21 protein-coding genes are annotated in these 21,838 nt (G+C 63.4%); 18 read left to right on the forward strand and 3 right to left on the reverse strand.

Going from position 1 to position 21,838, the window contains the following annotated elements; all coding sequences use genetic code 11:
• Positions 1–13 precede the first annotated feature (13 nt).
• The 6 genes from ABSY17_RS12675 (at position 14) to ABSY17_RS12700 (ending at position 5,385) form a co-directional block, all read left to right on the forward strand.
• Positions 14–1,363: a pyruvate dehydrogenase complex dihydrolipoamide acetyltransferase gene (locus ABSY17_RS12675; RefSeq protein ID WP_378951002.1), complete on the forward strand. Its 1,350-nt coding sequence runs from the start codon at positions 14–16 to the stop codon at positions 1,361–1,363.
• An 82-nt stretch (positions 1,364–1,445) separates the two neighbouring features.
• Positions 1,446–2,084, forward strand: a complete 639-nt coding sequence (locus tag ABSY17_RS12680) for an SGNH/GDSL hydrolase family protein (protein WP_378951005.1) — start codon at positions 1,446–1,448, stop codon at positions 2,082–2,084.
• 14 nt (positions 2,085–2,098) lie between these two features.
• A complete protein-coding gene (gene lpdA, locus ABSY17_RS12685) occupies positions 2,099–3,544 on the forward strand; it encodes a dihydrolipoyl dehydrogenase (protein WP_378951008.1) in 1,446 nt (481 codons plus the stop codon).
• A 105-nt stretch (positions 3,545–3,649) separates the two neighbouring features.
• Positions 3,650–3,934 (forward strand): GlsB/YeaQ/YmgE family stress response membrane protein, encoded by a 285-nt coding sequence (locus ABSY17_RS12690; RefSeq protein WP_378951011.1) that lies wholly within the window; start codon positions 3,650–3,652, stop codon positions 3,932–3,934.
• Between the two features lie 9 nt (positions 3,935–3,943).
• Entirely contained in the window at positions 3,944–4,906 is a 963-nt protein-coding gene (gene lipA / locus ABSY17_RS12695; protein ID WP_378951014.1) for a lipoyl synthase, read from the forward strand.
• 17 nt (positions 4,907–4,923) lie between these two features.
• Positions 4,924–5,385, forward strand: coding sequence for a type II toxin-antitoxin system RatA family toxin (locus tag ABSY17_RS12700; RefSeq protein WP_378951017.1), 462 nt, complete (start codon positions 4,924–4,926; stop codon positions 5,383–5,385).
• On the opposite strand, the gene ABSY17_RS12705 is transcribed toward ABSY17_RS12700, so the two are convergent.
• Positions 5,361–5,867: a CinA family protein gene (locus ABSY17_RS12705; protein ID WP_378951020.1), complete on the reverse strand. Its 507-nt coding sequence runs from the start codon at positions 5,865–5,867 to the stop codon at positions 5,361–5,363. The genes ABSY17_RS12700 and ABSY17_RS12705 overlap by 25 nt on opposite strands.
• On the reverse strand, positions 5,864–7,087 hold the full coding sequence (locus tag ABSY17_RS12710) for a bifunctional 2-C-methyl-D-erythritol 4-phosphate cytidylyltransferase/2-C-methyl-D-erythritol 2,4-cyclodiphosphate synthase (protein WP_378951023.1): 1,224 nt from the start codon (positions 7,085–7,087) through the stop codon (positions 5,864–5,866). The genes ABSY17_RS12705 and ABSY17_RS12710 overlap by 4 nt, the downstream gene beginning before the upstream one ends.
• 140 nt (positions 7,088–7,227) lie before the next feature.
• Here ABSY17_RS12710 and dusB point away from each other — a divergent pair, with 140 nt between their 5' ends.
• The 9 genes from dusB (at position 7,228) to hflX (ending at position 18,757) form a co-directional block, all read left to right on the forward strand.
• On the forward strand, positions 7,228–8,256 hold the full coding sequence (dusB, locus tag ABSY17_RS12715) for a tRNA dihydrouridine synthase DusB (protein ID WP_378951026.1): 1,029 nt from the start codon (positions 7,228–7,230) through the stop codon (positions 8,254–8,256).
• The gene (locus ABSY17_RS12720; protein ID WP_378951029.1) at positions 8,253–9,398 is read left to right on the forward strand and encodes a nitrogen regulation protein NR(II); all 1,146 of its coding nucleotides are present in this window, start codon (positions 8,253–8,255) and stop codon (positions 9,396–9,398) included. Before dusB ends, ABSY17_RS12720 begins: the two co-directional genes overlap by 4 nt.
• Entirely contained in the window at positions 9,395–10,852 is a 1,458-nt protein-coding gene (gene ntrC, locus ABSY17_RS12725) for a nitrogen regulation protein NR(I) (protein ID WP_378951032.1), read from the forward strand. Before ABSY17_RS12720 ends, ntrC begins: the two co-directional genes overlap by 4 nt.
• A 143-nt stretch (positions 10,853–10,995) precedes the next feature.
• Positions 10,996–13,287, forward strand: coding sequence for an ATP-binding protein (locus ABSY17_RS12730; protein WP_378951035.1), 2,292 nt, complete (start codon positions 10,996–10,998; stop codon positions 13,285–13,287).
• On the forward strand, positions 13,277–14,638 hold the full coding sequence (locus ABSY17_RS12735; RefSeq protein WP_378951038.1) for a sigma-54-dependent transcriptional regulator: 1,362 nt from the start codon (positions 13,277–13,279) through the stop codon (positions 14,636–14,638). Before ABSY17_RS12730 ends, ABSY17_RS12735 begins: the two co-directional genes overlap by 11 nt.
• 31 nt (positions 14,639–14,669) lie before the next feature.
• On the forward strand, positions 14,670–16,046 hold the full coding sequence (gene trkA, locus ABSY17_RS12740) for a Trk system potassium transporter TrkA (protein WP_378951041.1): 1,377 nt from the start codon (positions 14,670–14,672) through the stop codon (positions 16,044–16,046).
• Positions 16,047–16,116: 70 nt separating this feature from the next.
• On the forward strand, positions 16,117–16,980 hold the full coding sequence (locus ABSY17_RS12745; RefSeq protein WP_378951044.1) for a D-amino-acid transaminase: 864 nt from the start codon (positions 16,117–16,119) through the stop codon (positions 16,978–16,980).
• A gap of 139 nt (positions 16,981–17,119) precedes the next feature.
• Positions 17,120–17,365, forward strand: coding sequence for an RNA chaperone Hfq (gene hfq, locus ABSY17_RS12750; protein WP_018428055.1), 246 nt, complete (start codon positions 17,120–17,122; stop codon positions 17,363–17,365).
• A complete protein-coding gene (gene hflX / locus ABSY17_RS12755; RefSeq protein ID WP_378951047.1) occupies positions 17,366–18,757 on the forward strand; it encodes a GTPase HflX in 1,392 nt (463 codons plus the stop codon). It begins immediately after the preceding gene.
• Between the two features lie 6 nt (positions 18,758–18,763).
• Here hflX and mazG read toward each other — a convergent pair whose 3' ends face one another.
• On the reverse strand, positions 18,764–19,588 hold the full coding sequence (mazG, locus tag ABSY17_RS12760) for a nucleoside triphosphate pyrophosphohydrolase (RefSeq protein WP_378951050.1): 825 nt from the start codon (positions 19,586–19,588) through the stop codon (positions 18,764–18,766).
• A 168-nt stretch (positions 19,589–19,756) separates the two neighbouring features.
• Here mazG and crcB point away from each other — a divergent pair, with 168 nt between their 5' ends.
• Genes crcB through ABSY17_RS12775 form a run of 3 tightly spaced genes read left to right on the forward strand, consistent with a single transcriptional unit; the run spans position 19,757 to position 21,830 of the window.
• Positions 19,757–20,134, forward strand: a complete 378-nt coding sequence (crcB, locus tag ABSY17_RS12765; protein ID WP_378951053.1) for a fluoride efflux transporter CrcB — start codon at positions 19,757–19,759, stop codon at positions 20,132–20,134.
• A 35-nt stretch (positions 20,135–20,169) separates the two neighbouring features.
• Positions 20,170–21,153 (forward strand): RluA family pseudouridine synthase, encoded by a 984-nt coding sequence (locus ABSY17_RS12770; protein WP_378951055.1) that lies wholly within the window; start codon positions 20,170–20,172, stop codon positions 21,151–21,153.
• Positions 21,150–21,830, forward strand: coding sequence for an HAD-IA family hydrolase (locus tag ABSY17_RS12775; protein ID WP_378951058.1), 681 nt, complete (start codon positions 21,150–21,152; stop codon positions 21,828–21,830). Before ABSY17_RS12770 ends, ABSY17_RS12775 begins: the two co-directional genes overlap by 4 nt.
• Positions 21,831–21,838 lie beyond the last annotated feature (8 nt).

A 21,838-nucleotide genomic window follows, 5' to 3' on the forward strand; every position in this document is an offset into this window, starting at 1 on the left:
GCTGGAGGACATCATGCCGATCAACATCACCATGCCCGCCCTGTCGCCAACCATGGAAGAGGGCAACCTCGCGAAGTGGCTGGTCAAGGAAGGCGACAAGGTTTCGCCCGGCGACGTGATCGCCGAGATCGAAACCGACAAGGCGACGATGGAAGTCGAAGCCGTCGATGAAGGCACGGTTGCCAAGCTGGTTGTTCCGGCCGGCACCGAAGGCGTCAAGGTCAACGCGCTGATCGCAATCCTTGCCGAAGACGGCGAGGATGCGAGCGCTGCCGCCAAGGGTGGCAACGGCGCGCCGGCGAAGGCCGAGGCTCCCAAGGCCGAAATGGTTGCGGCTGCTCCGGCTGCCACCGTTGCGGCTCCGGCTGCAAAGCCCGTTGCCGTTGCAGGCAATGGCGCAGCGACTTCTGGTGACGGGCGCACCTTTGCCTCGCCGCTCGCGCGCCGCATCGCCAAGGATGCCAATGTCGACATTCTCTCGGTGACCGGCACCGGTCCGCATGGTCGTGTCGTCAAGGCCGACGTCGAAGCGGCAATATCAGGCGGCGTCAAGGCGGCGCCTGCCGCGAAGGCTCCTGCGGCCGCCCCGGCTGCGGCTCCCGCGCCGAAGGCCATGTCCGACGACCAGGTACTCAAGCTGTTCGAACAGGGCAGCTACGAGCTCATCCCGCACGACAACATGCGCAAGACCATTGCGCGACGCTTGGTCGAGGCAAAGACCACCGTTCCGCATTTCTACCTGACGCTCGACTGCAACATCGATGCGCTTCTGGCGTTGCGCTCGCAGCTCAACGCGGCAGCCCCGGTACAGAAGACCGAAAAGGGCGAGGTGCCGGCCTACAAGCTGTCGGTCAACGACATGATCATCAAGGCGATGGCTTTGGCGCTCAAGGCCGTACCGGACGCCAACGTTTCCTGGACCGACCAGGCGATGGTCAAGCACAAGCACGCCGACGTCGGCGTCGCCGTGTCGATCCCGGGTGGGCTGATCACGCCGATCATCCGCCAAGCCGACATCAAGACGCTGTCGGTCATCTCCAACGAGATGAAAGATCTCGCCGGCCGCGCCCGCAATCGCAAGCTCAAGCCGGAAGAGTACCAGGGCGGCACCAGTGCCGTTTCCAATCTCGGCATGTTCGGCATCAAGGACTTTGCCGCCGTGATCAACCCGCCGCATGCGACCATCCTGGCCGTTGGCGCTGGCGAGGAGCGCGCGGTGGTCCAGAACGGCGAAATCAAGATCGCCAACGTGATGTCGGTGACGCTGTCGACCGACCACCGCGCCGTCGATGGTGCGCTCGGCGCCGAACTGCTCGCCGCCTTCAAGCGCTTCATCGAAAACCCGATGGGCATGCTGGTCTGATCGAGTACAAAAAAGACCTCCCCGCTTGCGGGGAGGTTGATCGCCTTGCGCGATCTGCGGAGCGGGGATTGAGGATCCTTTCATGAAGACCGTTCTTTGCTACGGCGACTCGCTGACCTGGGGCTACGATGCCGCGGGACCCAGTCGCCATTCGCTGGAAGACCGCTGGCCAAGCGTGCTGCAACAGGCGCTCGGCGCCGGCGTGCAGGTCATCGCCGAGGGGCTCAACGGTCGCACGACCGCCTTCGACGACCATCTGGCCGGTGCCGACCGCAACGGCGCGCGCACGCTGCCGACCATCCTCGGCACCCATGCGCCGCTCGATCTCGTCATCATCATGCTCGGCGCCAACGACATGAAGCCGTGGATTCACGGCAATCCGCTGGCGGCCAAGCAAGGCATGGCGCGACTGGCGTCGATCGTCAGAAGCTACGACCATGGCATCGACTATCCGGAGCCGCAGATCCTGCTGGTCTCACCGCCAGCCGTCAGCCGGACGGCCAATGCCGACTTCAAGGAGATGTTCGCCGGCGGCGACGAGGCGTCCAAGCGCCTGGCGCCGCTCTATGCGGCGTTGGCCGACGAGGTGGGCTGCGGCTTCTTCGACGCTGGCTCGGTGGCGGAGACCACGCCGCTCGACGGCGTGCACCTCGATGCTGAAAATACTAGGAAAATTGGCGAAGCGCTCGCGCCCATCGTGCGCGTGATGCTGGAGCTCTAGGACGGAGAAACGCCTTGGCTGAAAACTACGACGTCATCATCATCGGCTCGGGCCCCGGCGGCTATATCGCGGCGATCCGCGCCGCTCAGCTCGGCCTCAAGACCGCGGTCGTCGAGCGCGAGCACCTGGCCGGCATCTGCTCCAACTGGGGCTGTATCCCGACCAAAGCGCTGCTGCGTTCGGCCGAGGTTCTGCACCTTGCCGAGCACGCTAAGAATTACGGCCTGAAGCTCGAGGGCTCGATCTCGCCTGACCTCAAGGCCATTGTCGACCGTTCGCGCGGCATCGCCCAGCGCATGAATGGCGGCGTCGGCTTCCTGATGAAGAAGAACAAGGTCGACGTCATCTGGGGCGAGGCGAAGCTGACCAAGCCCGGCCAGATTGTCGTCACCAAGTCGTCGAAGAAGCCGATGGAGCCGCAGGCGCCGCTGCCCAAGAACACGCTGGGCGAGGGCACCTACAGTGCCAAGCACATCATCGTCGCCACCGGCGCCCGTCCGCGCGCGCTGCCCGGCATCGAGCCTGATGGCAAGCTGATCTGGACCTATTTCGAGGCGATGGTTCCGCCTGAGATGCCGAAGTCGCTGCTGGTCATGGGCTCAGGCGCAATCGGCATCGAATTCGCATCGTTCTATCGCACGATGGGCGTCGATGTGACCGTCGTCGAGGTGATGCCGGCGGTCATGCCGGTCGAGGATGCCGAGATCTCCGCCTTCGCCAAGAAGCAGTTCGAAAAGCAGGGCATGAAGATCCATCTCGAAGCCAAGGTGACCAAGGTCGAGAAGGGTGCCAACTCGATCACCGCCCATGTCGAGATGAAGGACGGCAAGGTCGAGAAGATCACCGCTGACCGCATGATCTCGGCCGTCGGCGTGCAGGGCAACATCGAGAATATCGGCCTCGAGGCGCTGGGCGTGAAGACCGACCGCGGCTGCATCGTCATCGACGGCTACGGCAAGACCAATGTGCCGGGCATCTACGCCATCGGCGACGTCGCAGGTCCGCCCATGCTCGCCCACAAGGCCGAGCACGAGGCTGTCATCTGCGTCGAGAAGATCGCCGGCCTGCCCAACGTGCACCCGATGGACAAGCTGAAGATTCCGGGCTGCACCTACTGCAACCCGCAGGTCGCTTCCGTCGGCCTGACCGAAGCCAAGGCCAAGGCCGAGGGCAAGGACATCCGCGTCGGCCGCTTCCCCTTCGTCGCAAACGGCAAGGCGATTGCGCTCGGCGAGGACCAGGGCATGGTCAAGACCATCTTCGACAAGAAGACCGGCCAGCTGCTCGGCGCGCACCTTGTCGGCGCTGAAGTCACCGAGCTGATCCAGGGCTTTGTCGTGGCGATGAACCTGGAGACGACCGAGGAAGAGCTGATGCACACCATCTTCCCGCATCCGACGATCTCGGAGACGATGAAGGAAAGCGTGCTCGACGCCTACGGCCGCGCGCTCAACGCATAACGGCCACGCACGGGCGTGTCTTTCGCGGCGCGCCCGATGGCACTATATGGGCTTGAAATTGCCATTCGGCCCAACCGGGTCGAATGGTGAGGATCGAGAGGAGCGATGGAACAGAGCCAGGGAATTCTCGGCATGCCCGGTGTCGGATTCTTCGGCATGCTGCTCATCGGTTTCCTCGCCGGCTATGTCGCCGAGCGCACGATGAACCGCGACCACGGTTTTCTGACCAACATCCTGGTCGGCATCGCCGGGTCGTTTGTCGGCGGCACACTGGCGGGGCTGCTCGGCATCCACTATTACGGGTTCCTGGGCAATCTCGTCGTCGCCATTGCCGGCGCCGTGTTGCTGCTTTGGATTTTCGGTCGCTCAAGGTCTCAGCGCCCGGGTTAGGAAGAACTGATGGTCACCGTCCTCGATCTCAACGACCGTCCGCGCGCGCGGCATCCCGAGAAGGCCCACCGGCCCGATCAGGAGGTCCTGCGCAAGCCCGACTGGATTCGCGTCAAGGCGCCGGTGTCGCGTGGCTATCAGGAAACGCGCGAGATCGTGAAATCGCACAAGCTGGTGACCGTCTGCGAGGAGGCTGGTTGCCCCAATATCGGCGAGTGCTGGGAAAAGAAGCACGCCACTTTCATGATCATGGGCGAGATCTGCACGCGCGCCTGTGCCTTCTGCAACGTCGCTACGGGCATTCCGACCCCGCTCGATCCGAACGAACCCGAGAGCGTCGCCAAGGCCGTCGCGCAGATGGGGCTGACCCATGTCGTCATCACCTCCGTCGACCGTGACGACCTCGCCGATGGCGGCGCGCAGCATTTCGCCGACGTTATCCACGCGATCCGTCGCCTGACGCCGGAGACGACCATCGAAATCCTGACGCCCGACTTCCTGCGCAAGGAAGGCGCACTCGAGATCGTCGTCGCCGCCAAGCCCGACGTGTTCAACCACAATCTGGAAACCGTTCCGTCGAATTACCTGACCGTACGTCCCGGCGCGCGCTATTTCCATTCGATCCGCCTGCTGCAGCGGGTCAAGGAGCTTGATCCCAGCATCTTCACCAAGTCCGGCATCATGGTCGGGCTCGGCGAGGAGCGTAACGAGATCCTTCAGCTCATGGACGACCTGCGCACCGCCAACGTCGACTTCATGACCATCGGCCAGTATCTCCAGCCGTCGAAGAAGCATCATCCGGTCAAGAAGTTCGTGACGCCCGAAGAGTTCGAATCCTATGCCACCGTCGGCAAGACCAAGGGCTTCCTGCTGGTGGCGTCGAGCCCGCTGACGCGCTCGTCGCATCACGCGGGCGACGATTTCGCCAAGCTGCGCGCAGCACGCGAGGCGCGTCTTGCCAAGCCGGCCTGACGCGTCCCTGGACTAACATGCCCAAGTTCGAAACCACGCGCCGCGTCAGCCACTCGCCGGAAGAAATGTACGCGCTCGTGGCCGACGTGGAAAAATATCCGGAGTTCCTGCCGCTGTGCGAGGCGCTGAATGTGCGCTCGCGGCGCGCGCGCGACGGCCGCGAAATCCTGGTCGCCGACATGACCGTCGGCTACAAGGCTATCCGTGAGACGTTCACGACGCAGGTGCTGCTCACGCCCGCGGAACACACCATTGACGTCAAATATCTTGACGGTCCGTTCCGCTACTTGACCAATGAGTGGAAGTTCCTGGCCGGCCCCAATGGGGGTTCCGACGTGGAATTCTTCATCGACTACGAGTTCAAGAGCCGCATCCTGGGCGCGTTGATGGGTACGATGTTCGATCGCGCCTTCCGTATGTTCGCCGAAGCCTTCGAGAAGCGCGCCGATGCGATCTACGGGCCGGCGAAACCTGCCTGACCGACGGCCCTGAGGCCTAGCCCGAGCGCTGTCCTCACCGTTTCGCGGCGAATGAAGTCGCGGCCCTTGTCCTCGAACAAGCGGAATTCAGCCTCGACGGGCATTCCCTTCCTGGCGACGCCGAACCAGACAAGCCCGACCGGCTTTTCGGCCGAGCCGCCGCCGGGCCCGGCGACGCCGGTGACCGCAAGCGCCAGGTTGGCGCGTGAATGGGCAAGCGCGCCGGTCGCCATTTCGAGTGCCGTTTCCCGCGACACCGCGCCATGCGCCTTCAGCGTCGCTGGGGAGACGCCGATCATCTCCATCTTGGCTTCGTTGGAATAGGTGATGAAGCCGCGGTCGATGACCGCCGAGGAGCCGGCGATGTCTGTCAGGGCGGCGATGATCATGCCGCCGGTACAGCTTTCGGCCGTGGCGATCATGATGCCGTGCGCCTCGCAGGCATCGAGCAGTGCCTGGGCGAGGGCGCCGGTGTCGCTCATTCGGGCAGTTCCCCGGGATAGACCACGCTTGCGGTGGCGATCGCCGCGATGCCTTCCTCACGGCCGACGAAGCCGAGTTTCTCGTTGGTCGTCGCCTTGACGGAGATGCGCTCGGGCGCGATGCGCAGCATGTCGGCGAGTTCCGCGGTCATCGCCTCCCGGTGCGGCCCGACGCGCGGCGCCTCGCAGATCAGCGTGATGTCGGCATTGGCGATGCGACCGCCGCGCGCCCGCACGATTGCGGCCGCATGCTCGACGAAGATGCGCGAGGCTGCCCCTTTCCACTGCGGGTCCAAGGGCGGGAAATGCGTGCCGATATCGCCGGCCCCGCAGGTGGCGAGCAGCGCATCGGTAAGCGCATGAAGGCAGACGTCGGCATCCGAATGGCCATTCAGCTTTTTTGAGTGCGGGATTTTCACGCCGCAGAGGGTGACATGATCGCCGGCCTCGAATGAGTGCACGTCATAGCCGTTGCCGGTGCGGACGTCGGGGAAATGCGGCATTTGGCCGGAAAGGCGCTGGTCGGCCATGGTGATATCTCGTGCCCAGGTTAGTTTGACGTTATCCGGCGAGCCAAGCACCAGCCGGACCGGAATGCCGGCCCATTCGGCGATGGCCGAATCGTCGGTGAAATCGCTGCGACCGGCCTCGAAGGCGCGCTGGTGCGCTGAAAATATCGGCTCGAACGGAAAGCCTTGCGGCGTCTGTGCCGAATGCAGGCCGGCGCGCGGCACTGTTTCGGCCACGGTGCGGTCGAAGGCTTCCTTCTTCAGCGTGTCGGAAACGGGCAGGGATGGCAGCGATCCGTGCTTTTCGTCGATGCCTGATATGGTGCGGTCGATGACTTCGGCGCCAATGAAGGGGCGGACGCCGTCATGGATCAGCACGGCGTCCGGATTGGCATCCTTCAGCGCCAGCAGGGCAAAGCGCGTCGAATCCTGTCGTGTCGCGCCGCCGATGACCGTGGTCACGCGGGCGGCGAATTCGCCTGCCGCATTGGCGAACAATTCGGCATCATCGGCATGGATTGCCACCGCCACGGGGCCGATGCGCGGGTGCTCCAAAAACGCCTTTAGCGTGTGCCAGATGACCGCCTTGCCGCCGATCCTGCGATACTGCTTCGGCCCGTCGGCCTGGCCTGCACGTTCGCCGCGGCCGGCCGCGACGATCACGGCGGCGACGGTTGAATCAGTGCGGGTTGGCAACGGTTTCGAATTCATGCGCTGAGGCTTAGTCGCGACAACTGCGGAAGGCCAGAAAAATCCCGAAAGCGCCTCAATGGGCTGTCATTTCGCAGTTGCACAATGATCGAGACCTGTCTACTCATTGTGCAAAGACAAATGGTGCTTTGTTTTTGTGCATGAATAATCTCGTGAAACTCGGCGAGCCGCTTTCGATCGGCGATGTCGCTATCCGCAATCGCGTCTTTCTCGCGCCGATGTCCGGCGTCACCGACGAGGCTTTCCGTACCCGCGCCTACGCGCACGGTGCTGGCCTGGTCGTGTCGGAGATGGTTGCCAGCGGGGAGTTGGCCAAGGGGCGCGGCTCGAGCGGCTTCCGTATTCGTCATTCCGGCCTGCCTGTCCACATGGTGCAACTTGCTGGCCGCGAGGCTGCCCACATGGCCGAAGGCGCGCGCATCGCCGCCGGCGAGGGGGCAGACGTCATCGATATCAACATGGGCTGCCCGGCCAAGAAGGTGACCGGCGGCTATGCCGGATCGGCGCTGATGCGCGATCTCGATTTCGCGCTGACGCTGATCGACGCCGTCGTCGAGGCGGTCGATGTGCCGGTAACGGTCAAGATGCGACTCGGCTGGGACGACGACGCGCTCAATGCGCCGGAACTTGCCCGTCGGGCCGAACAGGCTGGGGTGAGAATGGTCACAGTGCATGGCCGCACGCGCTGCCAGTTCTACAAGGGCAAGGCAGACTGGCGAGCCATCGCGCAGGTCAAGGCGGCGGTGAGCATCCCCGTCGTCGCAAACGGCGATGTGGCGACGCCTGAGGACGCGGCGATGATACTCGAACAGTCCGGCGCGGATGCCGTCATGGCAGGGCGTTCCCACTATGGCGCGCCATGGACAGCCGGCACGATCGCCGCTGCGGCAATTGCCGGCAACGCTGCCGGTGTGCCGCAGAATCCAGTGGAGATGGCCGACTATGTAGTTGCCCACTACGAGGACATGCTCGCCCTCTACGGCGTCGAGAGCGGCCTGCGCCAGGCGCGCAAGCACCTCGGTTGGTATCTCGAACGCCATACCCTCGATGTGCCCGACGATTTGCGTCGCGACGTTCTGACCTCCTTCGAGCCGAACCGGGTGATTTCTGCGCTGCGCGAAGCACTTACGGCCTTCGGCGAATGCACTTTCGAAAGGGATGCTGCATGAATTCTGCTCCGCTTGCCGCCGCTGCAGATCCGGCGGATGCCGCCCAGATCGTGCTCAATACGATCCGCCGCCCGGTCATCATGATCGGCCCGAACAATTTCATCACCTACGCCAACGCCGATGCCGAAGACTTCTTCCGCTCCAGCGCCACTGTGTTGGCGCGCAGCGAGCTGTCACGCTTCCTGCCGTTCGGAAGCCCGATTCTGACGCTGGTCGAACAGGTGCGCGAGCGCAACACGCCGGTCAACGAGTACCGCGTCGACGTCTCGTCGCCGCGCCTCGGCATCGAGAAGATGGTCGACATCTATGTCGCGCCGGTGCCCGAGTTTCCGGGGTCGGTAGTGCTGATGTTCCAGGAGCGCTCGGTCGCCGACAAGATCGATCGCCAGATGACGCATCGTGGTGCGGCACGTTCGGTGACCGGGCTGGCGGCGATGCTGGCGCATGAGATCAAGAACCCGCTGTCAGGCATTCGCGGCGCAGCCCAACTGCTCGAACTCTCCGCCTCGGACGAGGACCGTGCGCTGACGCGTCTCATCACCGACGAGACCGATCGCATCGTCTCGCTGGTCGACCGCATGGAGGTGTTCTCCGACGAGCGTCCGATCGACCGCTATCCCGTCAACATCCATGTCGTGCTCGACCATGTGAAGGCGCTGGCCAAAAACGGCTTTGCCAGGGGCATCAAGATCGTCGAGGACTATGATCCGTCGTTGCCGCCGGTCTATGCCAACCGCGACCAGCTGGTGCAGATATTCCTCAATCTGGTGAAGAACGCGGCCGAGGCCATCGGCCACGATCCGCAAGGCGAGATCAGGCTGTCGACCGCTTTCCGGTCGGGCATCCGCATGTCCATCCCCGGCTCGCAGGACCGCGTGTCGCTGCCGCTCGAATTCTGCGTCCACGACAATGGTCCTGGTGTCTCGGAAGATCTCCTGCCGATCCTGTTCGACCCCTTCATCACCACCAAGCCCAATGGTTCGGGGCTGGGTCTGGCGCTGGTGGCGAAGATCGTCGGCGATCACGGCGGGGTCATCGAATGCGATTCGACACCGCGCGGCACGACGTTCCGCGTGTTGATGCCGGCTTTTAAGGAACTGCCCCTGGCAAGCGACGCCGAACGTGAAGGAGACCATCGATGAGCGTGCGCGGAAACATTCTCGTCGCCGATGACGACGCGGCAATCCGCACCGTGCTCAATCAGGCGCTCTCACGCATGGGGCACGACGTTCGCGTCACCTCCAACGCCGCGACGCTGTGGCGCTGGGTGGCGGCGGGCGAGGGCGACCTGGTCATCACCGACGTGGTGATGCCCGACGAGAACGCCTTCGACATGCTGCCGCGTATCAAGAAGGCGCGGCCAGAGCTTCCGGTCATCGTCATGAGTGCCCAGAACACGTTCATGACGGCGATCCGCGCCTCGGAGACCGGCGCCTATGAATATTTGCCAAAGCCATTCGACCTCACCGAACTGCTTGCCATCGTCAACCGGGCGCTGGCCGAGCCGCGTCGGCCGAAGATTGATGCGCGCCCTGAGGACCAGCTTGAAACGATGCCGCTGGTCGGTCGCTCGGCGGCGATGCAGGACATCTACCGCATGCTCGCACGCATGATGCAGACCGATCTGACGGTAATGATCACGGGCGAATCCGGCACCGGCAAGGAGCTGGTCGCGCGTGCCCTTCACGAATATGGACGTCGCCGCAACGGGCCGTTCGTCGCCATCAACATGGCCGCCATTCCACGCGACCTGATCGAGTCGGAGCTGTTCGGTCATGAGAAGGGCGCCTTCACCGGCGCGCAGAACCGCTCGACCGGGCGCTTCGAGCAGGCCGAGGGCGGCACGCTGTTCCTGGACGAGATTGGCGACATGCCGATGGAGGCGCAGACACGCCTGCTGCGCGTCCTCCAGCAGGGCGAGTACACCACTGTCGGTGGCCGCACCCCGATCAAGACCGATGTCCGCATCGTTGCCGCCACCAACAAGGACCTGCGGGCTCTCATCAACCAGGGCCTGTTCCGCGAGGACCTGTTCTACCGTCTTAACGTGGTGCCTCTGCGGCTACCAGCGCTGCGTGAAAGAAGCGAGGATATTCCGGATCTTGTCCGCCACTTCTTCAAGCAGGGGGTGAGCGAGGGGCTGCAGGCAAAGCGCATTTCTTCAGGCGGCGTCGAGTTGTTGAAGCGCTATCCCTGGCCGGGCAATGTGCGCGAACTGGAGAACCTGGTGCGCCGGCTGGCCGCACTCTATCCGCAGGACGAGATTTCGGCCGAGATCATCGATGCCGAACTCAAGACCGGCGATCAGCCTGTCGTTCCCGGTGGCAACCTGATCCCCGACGACCTTTCGATCGGACAGGCGGTCGAGCATTTCCTCCAGCGCTATTTCGCGATGTTCGCCGGCGATCTGCCGCCTCCTGGCCTCTACCAGCGCATCCTGGCCGAGGTCGAATATCCGCTGGTGCTGGCCTCGATGACCGCGACGCGCGGCAACCAGATCAAGGCCGCAGAACTGCTGGGCTTGAACCGCAACACGCTGCGCAAGAAGATCCGCGAACTCGGCGTCAACGTCTACAAGGCTGCGAGAACCAGTTAGGTGGCTTTCACGCACGTGGCGCGAAGCCGAAACGCTTAACTGTCGAAAGTCTGGCGAAACATTTTCGCTGGCGTCCGAAATGTTGCATAATCGCCACAATGTGTTGCATAGATTCAACGCAATAGATGTCTCTACACGGCAGTATGGCGATTCGGGCACAATCTCTGAGCGAACCGATTTTCCCAAACCAGGGGAAACAGGAAGGCCGGCGTCTCATGGCGCTTCCCGGCGTGGTGGCTATTGTCGCCGCGCTGGTGACGTCTGCCGTGTCGTTTGCGATCTTGGTTGGCGCCACGCCGATCACGCCCGACTCGACGACGACGCTGACGCTGATCGCCGTCAATGCGGTGTTCATTCTCGTCCTGGTTGGGCTAATCGCGTTCGAGATACAACGCATCGTTTCGGCACGCCGCCATGGCAAGGCGGCATCACGCCTGCACGTGCGAATCGTCACCATGTTCGCGCTGGTTGCGGCGCTGCCGGCCCTGCTGGTCGCCATCGTCGCGTCCATCACGCTCGATATTGGCCTCGACCGCTGGTTCGAGATCCGGACGAAGACCATCGTCAACTCGTCGTTGTCGATCGCCGAAGCCTATGTGCAGGAAAACGCCCGCAATCTGCAGAGCACCACGCTGTCTATGGCCAACGACCTCGACAACGCGCGCTCCCTCTACGGCCTTGATCGGAGCGGATTCCTCGATTTCATGAGCCGGCAGGCGACCTTCCGCGCGCTCGCTCACGCCGCGCTGATCCGGCCCGACGGGTCCTTTGTCATGAGCGCCAAGACCGGCGCCGACTTTGCCATGCCGGAGCCGCCGACTGTGGCGGTCGATGCGGCTGCCGACGGCAAGCCGGTGCTGATCGAGCCGAAGACCCGCAACATCGTCGGCGCCATCGTCAAGCTGCGCGAGATCGAAGGGCTCTACCTCTATACGATCCGCCTGGTCGACCCGGAGGTGATCAAGGCGCGCCAGATCGTCACCGCGAACACCGAGGAGTATCGCGATCTTGGCGCCAACCGGCGCACCACGCAGATCGCCTTCGCCCTGCTCTATCTCGGATTGACGCTGGTCGTGGTGTTGTCGGCGATCTGGACCGGCATTGCGGTGGCCGACCGTCTGGTGCGGCCGATCCGCCAGCTCATTGGCGCTGCCGACGAGGTGGCGACAGGCAATCTCGACGTGTCGGTGCCCGTGCGCCTGTCCGACGGCGATGTCGGCGCGTTGAGCGACACGTTCAACAACATGCTGCTGGAGCTCAAGTCGCAGCGCAACGAGATCCTGACGGCGAAGGATGTCATCGACGAGCGCCGCCGCTTCTCCGAGGCCGTGCTTTCGGGCGTTACCGCTGGCGTCATCGGCGTCGATCCCTATGGTAGCATCACCATCGTCAACCGTTCGGCCGAAACCATGCTCGGGCTGTCCGCGGCAGAATCGCTGGGGCAGAACCTGTCGATCCTGTTGCCACATGTCGGGCGCGTCTTCGAAATCGGCCGCAAATCCGGCCGGCCGGTCTATCGCGAACAGGTGACCTTCTACCGAACCGGGGCGGAACGCACGTTCAACGTGCAGGTGACGGTCGAGGAGGACGAAGGCGAGGCTGCCGAGAAGTCCTACGTGGTGACGATCGACGACATCACCGACCTGGTGTTGGCGCAGCGCACCTCCGCCTGGGCCGATGTGGCGCGCCGTATCGCTCACGAGATCAAGAACCCGCTGACCCCGATCCAACTGTCGGCTGAGCGTATCCGCCGCCGCTACGGCAAGGTGATCACCGAGGACCGCGAGGTCTTCGACCAGTGTACCGACACGATCATCCGCCAGGTTGGCGACATCGGTCGCATGGTCGACGAGTTCTCGGCTTTCGCGCGCATGCCGAAGCCCGAGATGAAGGTCATCGACATTCGCGAGCCGCTGCGCGAAGCGTCGTTCCTTGTTGAGGTCAGCCGCTCCGACATTGCGTTTGAGCGCGACATCACGCCCGGTCCGCTCAAGGGAACCTTCGACAGCCGCCTGATGGCGCAGGCCTTCGGCAACATCATCAAGAACGCCGCCGAAGCGATCGAGGCGGCGGAGCGCCAGACCGGCGAGCCGGGTGTCATCAGGATCCAGGCAAGGCGCGATGGCAATTCGATCCGCATCGACGTCATCGACAATGGCAAGGGCCTGCCGCGTGAAAACCGCCAGCGGCTGCTCGAGCCCTACATGACGACGCGCGAAAAAGGCACAGGCCTCGGCCTCGCTATTGTCAAGAAGATCGTCGAGGACCATGGCGGTCAACTGGAGCTTCACGACGCGCCTGCCGAATTCCACGGCGGTCGCGGCGCGATGATCAGCATGATCCTGCCTGCAGCGGCCGAAGAGGCTGCGGCGCCGAAGGGTGCCGGGGACGCAGGCCAGGATCCAAAAACTGAAAAGGTCGGAAATGGCGTCTGATATTCTTATCGTCGACGACGAGGAAGACATCCGTGAACTCGTCGCCGGCATCCTGAGCGACGAGGGGCACGAAACTCGTACGGCATTCGATGCCGACAGCGCACTGGCGGCGATTGCCGATCGGGCACCACGTCTGGTCTTCCTAGACATCTGGCTGCAGGGGTCGCGTCTCGACGGGCTGGCCCTGCTGGACGAGATCAAGACGTTGCACCCCAATTTGCCCGTCGTGATGATCTCCGGCCACGGCAACATTGAGACGGCGGTCTCGGCGATCAGGCGTGGCGCCTACGACTTCATCGAGAAACCGTTCAAGGCCGACCGCCTGATCCTGATCGCGGAGCGTGCGCTCGAGACGTCGAAGCTCAGGCGCGAGGTCTCCGACCTCAAGAAGCGCAGCGGCGAGACACATGATCTGATCGGCATGTCCTCGGCGATGAGCCAGTTGCGCCAGACCATCGAGCGCGTGGCGCCGACCAACAGCCGCATCATGATCATCGGCCCGTCAGGTTCCGGCAAGGAAATGGCCGCGCGCGCCATTCACGCGCAGTCGTCGCGCAAGAACGGGCCATTTGTCACGCTCAACGCCGCCACCATCACGCCCGAGCGCATGGAGATTGAGCTGTTCGGCACTGAATCCAATGGCGGCGAGCGCAAGGTAGGCGCGCTGGAGGAGGCGCACCAGGGCATCCTCTACCTCGATGAAATCGCCGACATGCCGCGCGAGACCCAGAACAAGATCCTGCGCGTCCTGGTCGACCAGCAGTTCGAGCGCGTCGGCGGCACCAAGCGCGTCAAGGTCGATGTCCGCATCATCTCGTCGACGGCGCAGAACCTGGAGGCGATGATCGCCGAAGGCCGTTTCCGCGAAGACCTTTACCATCGCCTTGCCGTCGTGCCGGTGATGGTGCCGGGGCTGGCCGAGCGGCGCGAGGACATTCCCTATCTCGTCGACAACTTCATGAAGCAGATGGCCAAGCAGGCGGGCATCAAGCCACGCCGTATCGGCGACGATGTGCTGGCCGTTCTGCAGGCCCACAACTGGCCTGGCAACGTCCGCCAGCTCCGCAACAATGTCGAGCGATTGCTGATCCTTGCCCGCAGCGACAATCCCGAAGCGACGATCACCGCGGACCTTCTGCCGTCCGAGATCGGCGACGTCATGCCGCGCGCGCCGAACCAATCGGACCAGCACATCATGGCGCTGCCGCTCCGCGAAGCGCGCGAGACGTTCGAGAAGGAATATCTCATTGCGCAGATCAACCGGTTCGGCGGGAATATCTCGAAGACGGCCGAGTTTATCGGTATGGAGCGGTCGGCACTTCACCGGAAGCTGAAGTCGCTGGGCGTGTGAGCGCTGCCGGTCAGCCAGGATAGACATTCCAATGCGTGTAATCATTTGCGGGGCAGGACAGGTCGGCTACGGCATCGCCGAGCGACTTGCGGCGGAAAAGAACGACGTCTCGATCATCGACACCGCGCCCGAACTGATCCGTTCGGTGCGGGACCAGCTCGATGTCAGGGGCTTTGTCGGCCACGGCTCGCATCCGGAGGTACTGGAGGCAGCGGGCGCGCAGAACGCCGACATGATCATCGCGGTTACGCTGTTCGACGAGGTCAATATCGTCGCCTGCGAGGTCGCGCATGCACTGTTCAACGTGCCGATGAAGATCGCCCGCATCCGCTCGCAGTCCTATCTGCAGCCGCACTATCAGGACCTGTTCTCGCGCGAACATATGCCCATCGACGTGATCATCTCGCCGGAGATGGAGGTCGGCGAGATGGTGCTGCGGCGCATTTCGCTGCCGGGCGCCACCGACGTTGTCCGCTTCGCCGAAAATCGCATCATCATGGTGGCGATCGAGTGCCTGGAGGATTGCCCGGTCATCAACACGCCGCTGGTCCAGTTGAGCGAGCTGTTCCCCGATCTGATGTCGACGGTTGTCGGCGTCAGCCGCAATGACCACCTCTTCATCCCCCATTCCGCCGACCATCTGCTTGCAGGCGATCTCGCCTATGTCGTGACGACCAAGGATCAGGTGCGCCGCACACTCGGCTTGTTTGGGCATGACGAGCAGGAGGCGACACGCATCGTCATCGCCGGTGGTGGCAATATCGGCCTGTTCGTCGCCCGCACGCTCGAACAAGGGCAGAGCCGAACCAAGATCAAGATCATCGAGTCCAGTCGGGAGAGGGCGGTCAAGGCCGCCGACGAATTGCGGCGCACCGTGGTACTCAACGGCAGCGCGCTCGACCAGAAGCTCCTGATGGAAGCCGATATCAACGATGCCGACCTGTTGGTCGCACTGACCAACAACGACCAGGTCAACATCCTTTCGAGCGTCATGGCCAAGCGGCTCGGCTGCAAGGGCAATCTGGTCCTGATCAACAATCCCTCCTATCAGGACCTGACCAAGCCGCTCGGCATCGATGCCCATGTCAACCCGAGCGCGGTGACGATCTCGCGCGTGCTCCAGCATGTTCGGCGCGGTCGTATTCGTCAGGTCCATAGCATCCAGCGTGGGGCCGCCGAAATCATCGAAGCGGAAGCGCTGGAAACCTCTCCGCTGGTCGGCTCGCAACTGCGCGACCTGGAACTGCCCGACGGCATGCGCATCGGCGCGATTTATCGCGACAGCCAGGTCATCAAGCCGAACGGTTCGCTCAAGATCAAGCCCAAGGATCGCGTCGTCATCTTCGCGCTCGACAAGGCAGTGAAGCAGGTCGAGCAGATGTTCCGCGTCAGCCTCGAATTCTTTTGATTCTTGAAACCATTTCCGCGCGCCGCCTGGCGCGCACCATCCGCAACAAATCTCCGAAGGTAAGCGAACCATGCCGCGCACTGCCTACGTCAACGGGCGCTATGTCGCTCATGCCGACGCCTACGTGCATATCGAGGATCGCGGCTATCAGTTCGCCGACGGCGTCTACGAGGTCTGCGAAGTGGCGCGCGGTTTCATCGTCGACATGAAGCGGCACCTCGACCGCCTCGACCGGTCACTTTCCGAGCTCAGGATCGACTGGCCGGTCAATCGCCGCGTGCTCGAGCTGATCATGCGTGAGGTCATCAGGCGCAACCGCGTCCACAACGGCATGGTCTACCTCCAGGTGACGCGCGGCGTGGCCCCGCGCGACCATTTCTTCCCTGCCGCCAGTACGCGTCCTGCGCTGGTGGTCACCGCCAAGCGCACCGACCCCGTAGCTGCGGCCAAGAAGGCGGCGGCCGGGCTCAAGGTCATCACTGTGCCTGAGAATCGCTGGGAACGCGTCGACATCAAGAGCGTCGGGCTGCTGCCCAATGTGCTGGCGCGCCAGCAGGCCAGGGAAGCCGGGGCGCAGGAGGCCTGGTTCGTCGACGTGGACGGAACGGTCAAGGAAGGGGCCGCGACCAATGCCTGGATCGTCACCAGGGACGGCAATCTGGTCACTCGGCCGGCTGATCACGGCATTCTTCGTGGCGTGACCCGCACGACCCTGTTCGAGGTCGCCGAGAAGCTCGGGCTCAAGATCGAAGAGCGCGGCTTTAGCGTCGACGAAGCCAAGGCCGCGCGCGAGGCTTTCATCACCGCTGCGACCACCGTCGTCATGCCGATCGTCGCCATCGACGGTCAGCCGGTCGCCAACGGACATCCCGGTTCGGTGGCGCTTACCCTGCGTGAAGCTTTTTTTGACATTGCGGAAAAAATCCAAGCCTGATAACCGCTCGGACGTATTTGGTTAAATTCATCTCGTTCAGCTTGCCACCTATTGCGGCAAGGGGGTGTTTGCTCGCTTGACATGTGCTTCGTAATTTGGCGCATTGGCGGCATCCAGGGATCGGCGAAAGAAAAAAACAATGGCGGAACGATCGCAGAATCTTCAGGACCTGTTCCTGAATTCAGTTCGCAAGAGTAAGAACCCACTCACCATTTTCCTTATCAACGGCGTGAAATTGACCGGAGTCGTCACTTCCTTCGACAATTTCTGTGTTTTGTTGCGCCGTGACGGGCACTCTCAGCTCGTCTACAAACATGCCATCTCCACGATCATGCCGAGCCAGCCGGTTCAGATGTTCGATGGCGAGGAAAGCCAGGGCGGCTGATTGGCTCGTGACAGGAACGCCGGCGCCAAGGCCGGTACCAGCAATGGACCCGAATCGGTAGGGGGCGACAAGGCCCCCACGCGTGCGGTCGTTATCGTCCCGGTACTGACGCGTCAGCCCAAGGGTGACGACGACAGCGCCCGTCCGCGTTTGTCGCGCTCGGCTGACGCTCGTCACGACGAGGCTGTCGGGCTGACGCGCGCCATCGATCTCGAGCCCGTTCACACGGCGGTGGTAACCATCAACGATCCGCGCCCTGCGACACTACTCGGCAGCGGCAAGGTCGAGGAATTCGCTGAGATCGTGAAGGAGCGCGGTGCGGAACTGGTCATCGTCGACCATCCGCTCACGCCCGTTCAGCAGCGCAATCTCGAAAAGGAGATGAATGCCAAGGTGCTCGACCGCACCGGCCTGATTCTCGAGATTTTCGGGCGCCGTGCCCGCACCAAGGAAGGTACGCTGCAGGTCGAGCTTGCCCACCTCAATTACCAGAAGGGCCGGCTGGTCCGAAGCTGGACCCACCTTGAGCGTCAGCGCGGCGGTGCCGGCTTCCTCGGTGGTCCCGGCGAAACGCAGATCGAGGCCGACCGGCGCGCCCTTCAGGAAAAGATCCTCAAGCTCAAGCGCGAGCTGGAAACGGTGCGCCGCACTCGCGACCTGCATCGCGCCAAGCGCCGCAAGGTGCCGTTCCCGGTCGTTGCCATCGTCGGCTACACCAATGCCGGCAAGTCGACGCTGTTCAACCGCCTGACCGGGGCGGGTGTTCTGGCCGAGGACATGCTTTTTGCGACGCTCGACCCGACCTTGCGCCGGGTGCGCCTGCCGCATGGCACGCCGATCATCCTGTCAGACACGGTCGGCTTCATCTCCGACCTGCCGACGCATCTGATCGCGGCCTTCCGCGCCACGCTCGAAGAGGTGGTCGAGGCTGATCTGGTCATCCACCTGCGTGACATTTCCGACCCCGACACCGCGGCTCAGGCCGAGGATGTCGAGCGCATCCTTGCCGATCTCGGCGTCGATGCGGCCGATACCGATCGCGTCATCGAGGTCTGGAACAAGATCGACCAGCTCGACGAGGGCAACCGCCAGCGCCTGCTCGACGAAGGCTCCGCCGGCAGCAAGACGCCGCCGATTGCGATTTCCGCTGTCACGGGCGAGGGCATTCCGGTTCTCACCGCCTTGATCGAACAGCGTGTGTCGGGTGAACTCGAAACCATGGACGTCACGCTCGAGCCTAGCCAACTCGGTCAGATCGACTGGCTCTATCGCAACGGCGACGTGGTTTCACGCACCGACAATGACGATGGCAGCGTGTCGATCACGATCCGGGCCACGGCCTCGGCGCGCGAGGAGATCGCGGCGCGCATATTCCGCAAGCACAGGCATTAAGGCGGCCTACTTCGCCGCCTTGGCCTGCTGCCAGAGCGTTTCCATCTCGTCCAGCGTGGCGCCTTCGAGGCTGTGGCCGGCTTCGGTGAGTGCCTTCTCGATATAGTGGAAGCGCGTGCGGAACTTGTCGTTAGTCGCGGAAAGTGCTGCCTCGGAATCGAGCTGCAGGTGGCGGCCCAGATTGACCAGCGCAAACAGCATGTCGCCGAACTCGTCCTTGACCGCCGCCTGGTCGCCCTTGGCCATCGCCTCGCGCAACTCGCCGATCTCTTCTTCGATCTTGTCGAGTATGGGGGCCGCTTCGCCCCAGTCGAAGCCGACGCGCGCAGCCTTTTCCTGAAGCTTCAGGGCGCGCGTCAGCGCGGGCAGCGCCACCGGCACGGAGTCGAGGAAGCCATGGCCGTGATCCTCCGGGTCCATTCCGCGGGCAAGGCGCGCAGCGCGCTTTTCTGCCTTTTCCTCCGCCTTGATCTTTTCCCACATGCCCTTGGCCGAGCGAGCCTCGCGCGCCTCGGCGTCACCGAACACATGCGGGTGGCGACGGATCATCTTGGTCGTGATGCCCTGCACTACGTCGCCAAAGTCGAACTCACCGGCTTCGTCGGCCATCTGGGCGTGATAGACCACTTGCAGCAGCAGGTCGCCAAGCTCCTCGCGCAGGTGGTCGATGTCGTTGCGGGAGATCGCATCGGCGACCTCGTAGGCCTCCTCGATCGTGTAGGGCGCGATCGTTGCGAAGTTCTGCTCGATGTCCCACGGGCAGCCGGTTTCCGGTTCGCGCAGGGCAGCCATGATCTCGATGAGGCGGGCAATGTCTTTTGAAGGTTGCATGACCGCGATGCTATAGCCCGGCTGGGGCCAACCCAACAATGGCTTCGTTGCAACCGGGCTTGTCCACAATGGATGTTCTCGTGACGAATTCCCCTGTTCCGCGCGCCCCGACGCGAAAAGGCCGGTTTTCCTATTGACCGGCAATTCGCCTGAAGGCAGGAAATCGTCATGCTTCATCTCACGCTCGTTGCGTTGGGCGGTGCCATCGGGGCCGCGTTTCGCCATCTCGCCAATCACTTCGCGTTGCGCTTTGCCGGCCCCAATTTCCCTTGGGGGACGATGGTCATCAACATCGCGGGCTCCTTCGCCATGGGGCTGTTCATCGGCTATCTCGTGCGGCGCTCCGGTTCGTCGAACGAACTGCGCCTGTTCGTGTCCACCGGCATTCTGGGAGGCTTCACGACGTTTTCCGCATTCTCGCTCGATTTCGCGACGCTATGGGAGCGCGGCGAGGCCGTTTCGGCCGCAGGTTATGTGCTGGCAAGCGTGTGCGGCGCCATTATCGCGCTGTTTTGCGGCTTATGGCTCGCAAGAAGCATCGGCTGATGCTATTGGGCCGCTTCGGAACGGACAGGTGAACAATGGCTGGCATTGAACAGATTACGGTGGAGGCCGGCGAGGCGGGCATGCGGCTCGACCGCTGGTTCAAGTCCCACTATCCGGGGCTGGGCTTCGGTCACCTACAGAAATTGCTGCGTTCGGGGCAGGTTCGGGTCAATGGCGGCCGAGTGAAGGCCGACACGCGCGTCGAGCCCGGCCAGACTATCCGCATCCCGCCGCTTGAGGTCGACAAGAAGAGCGAAGGGCCGCTGACCGCGCGCACCATGCGCAACCAGGAAGACGGCGATGTGCTCGCCCAGATGCTGATCTACGAGGACCCCAAGGTTTTCGTCTTCAACAAGCCGGCTGGTCTTGCGGTGCAGGGCGGCTCGGGCGTTGTGCGCCATGTCGACGACATGCTGGAGGCTTGGCGCAACAAGAAGGGCGAGAAGCCGCGGCTGGTCCACCGTCTCGACCGCGACACGTCGGGCGTGCTGGTGGTCGCGCGGACGCGACTGGTGGCCATGAAGCTCGCCGAGTCATTCCGGGCCCGCGAGACCAAGAAGACCTATTGGGCGCTGGTCAAGGGCGTGCCGCCGAAGCGGGAAGACAAGATCTCGACCTGGCTGATCAAGGAGCAGACGCCCGACGGTGATCGCATGCGCATCGCCAAGCATGGCGAAAAGGGCGCCGACCACGCCGTGTCCTACTACCGGGTGCTCGAGCAGGCGGCCCAAGCCCTCACCTGGCTGGAGATGGAGCCGTATACCGGCCGAACCCACCAGCTCCGCGTCCACGCCGCCTATATCGGCTGCCCGATCATCGGCGATCCCAAGTACTTCGAGCACGACACCAACTGGGAATTCCCAGGCGGCATCCAGAACCGGCTGCATCTGCATGCGCGCCGGATCGTCATTCCGCATCCCGACCAGGGCGTGATCGACGTGACCGCGCCGATGCCGCCGCATATGCGCCAGAGCTGGAACCTGATCGGCTTCGACGACGAAAGCGGGGAGCCGGCGTGACGGCAGTCCCTTCGCGTGACGGGGCGCCAAGGCTCGTTCTCTTCGATTGCGACGGCACGCTGGTCGACAGCGCCGACATCATTCACGCCAGCATGGTGTCGACCTTTCGCGAGGCCGGGCTGGCAGAACCGACGCTCGACGCGACCAAGAGCATCATCGGGCTCACGCTCGACCTTGCCATTGCGCGCCTGCTCGACCGGCCGCTCGACCCGGAATGCGGTCGGCTTGCCGAGCGCTACAAGGAGCACTTCATTGCGTCGCGCCAACTGCCCAGTTTCCACGAGCCACTGTATGACGGCATAGCCGAACTGATCGGGGTTTTGGCCGAACGCGACGATGTGCTCATCGGCATGGTCACCGGCAAATCGCGCCGCGGTGTGAAACGGGTCCTGGAAGCCTATGGTTTCGAACGGCATTTCGTGACTGTGCGCACTGCCGACGACTGTCCCTCGAAGCCCCATCCGGCGATGGTGCTCGAATGCTGCGGTGAAACCGGCATCGACCCGGCCTCGACTTTCGTGGTCGGCGACGCCATCTATGACATGCAGATGGCCAGGAGCGCTGGCGCGAAGGCCATAGGCGTGTCGTGGGGCTACCACGACAGCGGAGCGCTGTTTGCGACCGGCGCGAATGCCGTTCTGGGCAAGCCCAGAGATCTGCTCGCCCTTATCGACTGATTGGAAGA

It is taken from the genome of Mesorhizobium sp. ANAO-SY3R2 (genome assembly GCF_042466635.1).
In the GTDB taxonomy this organism is placed as follows: domain Bacteria; phylum Pseudomonadota; class Alphaproteobacteria; order Rhizobiales; family Rhizobiaceae; genus Aminobacter.

Bases quoted from the DNA above. Each gene is read 5' to 3' on its own strand.
- ABSY17_RS12710 (WP_378951023.1), bottom strand. From the start codon at position 7,087: ATGAATTCGAAACCGTTGCCAACCCGCACTGATTCAACCGTCGCCGCC.
- ABSY17_RS12735 (WP_378951038.1), top strand. From the start codon at position 13,277: ATGGCGTCTGATATTCTTATCGTCGACGACGAGGAAGACATCCGTGAA.
- ABSY17_RS12680 (WP_378951005.1), top strand. From the start codon at position 1,446: ATGAAGACCGTTCTTTGCTACGGCGACTCGCTGACCTGGGGCTACGAT.
- crcB (WP_378951053.1), top strand. From the start codon at position 19,757: ATGCTTCATCTCACGCTCGTTGCGTTGGGCGGTGCCATCGGGGCCGCG.
- ABSY17_RS12730 (WP_378951035.1), top strand. From the start codon at position 10,996: ATGGCGATTCGGGCACAATCTCTGAGCGAACCGATTTTCCCAAACCAG.
- ABSY17_RS12720 (WP_378951029.1), top strand. From the start codon at position 8,253: ATGAATTCTGCTCCGCTTGCCGCCGCTGCAGATCCGGCGGATGCCGCC.
- ntrC (WP_378951032.1), top strand. From the start codon at position 9,395: ATGAGCGTGCGCGGAAACATTCTCGTCGCCGATGACGACGCGGCAATC.
- trkA (WP_378951041.1), top strand. From the start codon at position 14,670: ATGCGTGTAATCATTTGCGGGGCAGGACAGGTCGGCTACGGCATCGCC.
- ABSY17_RS12770 (WP_378951055.1), top strand. From the start codon at position 20,170: ATGGCTGGCATTGAACAGATTACGGTGGAGGCCGGCGAGGCGGGCATG.
- ABSY17_RS12675 (WP_378951002.1), top strand. From the start codon at position 14: ATGCCGATCAACATCACCATGCCCGCCCTGTCGCCAACCATGGAAGAG.
- dusB (WP_378951026.1), top strand. From the start codon at position 7,228: ATGAATAATCTCGTGAAACTCGGCGAGCCGCTTTCGATCGGCGATGTC.
- lipA (WP_378951014.1), top strand. From the start codon at position 3,944: ATGGTCACCGTCCTCGATCTCAACGACCGTCCGCGCGCGCGGCATCCC.
- ABSY17_RS12745 (WP_378951044.1), top strand. From the start codon at position 16,117: ATGCCGCGCACTGCCTACGTCAACGGGCGCTATGTCGCTCATGCCGAC.
- hfq (WP_018428055.1), top strand. From the start codon at position 17,120: ATGGCGGAACGATCGCAGAATCTTCAGGACCTGTTCCTGAATTCAGTT.
- ABSY17_RS12690 (WP_378951011.1), top strand. From the start codon at position 3,650: ATGGAACAGAGCCAGGGAATTCTCGGCATGCCCGGTGTCGGATTCTTC.
- ABSY17_RS12700 (WP_378951017.1), top strand. From the start codon at position 4,924: ATGCCCAAGTTCGAAACCACGCGCCGCGTCAGCCACTCGCCGGAAGAA.
- ABSY17_RS12705 (WP_378951020.1), bottom strand. From the start codon at position 5,867: ATGAGCGACACCGGCGCCCTCGCCCAGGCACTGCTCGATGCCTGCGAG.
- mazG (WP_378951050.1), bottom strand. From the start codon at position 19,588: ATGCAACCTTCAAAAGACATTGCCCGCCTCATCGAGATCATGGCTGCC.